The 1,019-nt window shown below is 73.0% G+C and carries 1 protein-coding gene; it reads left to right on the top strand.

All coding sequences use genetic code 11. The annotated features are described in order from the left end of the window. Positions 1 to 1,019: transposase (locus PZ894_RS06865; RefSeq protein WP_275743751.1), on the top strand; the 1,019-nt coding region annotated here is incomplete at both ends.

Raw genomic sequence — 1,019 nt, forward strand, 5'->3', positions numbered from 1 at the left:
GGGTCGGCCGATGCGTTGCGCCGGCTGACCAAACAGCGCTCCTCGATGGTCAAGCGGCGTACCGCGGTCTACGCCCGGCTCGACGCGCTGGTCGAGCTGCTCGGCCCGGCCTGGTACGCGGTGCTGGGCTCGAACTACGGCAAGGCCGCGCTGATGCTGCTGACCCGCTACGCCGACCCCAACGCGATCATCCGGCTCGGCCCGGCGCGGTTGGCCCGGTTCCTGGTCCGCCACTCCCGCGGGTTCTGGCGCGAGGACCACGCCCAGGCACTGATCGCCGCCGCGCGGGAGTCGCTGGCCCTGTGGGGCCCCGACCCGGCCGAGCAGGGCATGGACTTCGCCGACCTCGCCGCGGACATCGCCGCCGAGGCCGAGCAGGCCCAGTTCCTCACCGACCAGATCGAGGACCTCGACGAGCGGATCGCGAACCTCTACGCCGACGCCGACCCCGACCGGATCGTCGCCTCGGCACCCGGTGTCGGCCCGGTGACCAGCGCGATCGTCGCCGGCCGGCTCGGCGACCCGCACCGGTTCACCAGCCTGGCCGCGGTCCGCGCCTACTCCGGCCTGGTGCCCAAGGTCAACCAGTCCGGCGTCGGGGAGTCCAAGCCCGGGATCACCAAGGCCGGGGACCCGCTGCTGCGCGAGGCCCTGTTCAACGCCGCCGACCGGGCCCGCCGGGTCGACCCCCAGCTCGGCGCCAAGTACGCCCGGCTGATGTCTGGCGACCGGCACCGTGACTCCGCGCTGTGCCACATCGCCACCCAGCTGCTGACCCGGATCGCCGCCTGCATGCGCACCGGCCAGCCCTACATCCTCCGCGACGTCGACGGTAGCGAGATCACCGAGGCCGAGGGCCGCGCCATCGTCCAGGAGCGCTACAAGGTCGAGCCGCGGCGCCGCGACAACCTCCGCCACCAGCGGATGCGAGTCCGCCGCCAACAGGCGACGGACCGGGAGTCACAGGAGTCGCAGAGCGCTCCAACATCCCGGCCCGCCAACACCACGATAACCACCCC

Source organism: Nocardioides sp. YIM 152315, assembly GCF_029210375.1.
Lineage (GTDB): Bacteria > Actinomycetota > Actinomycetes > Propionibacteriales > Nocardioidaceae > Nocardioides.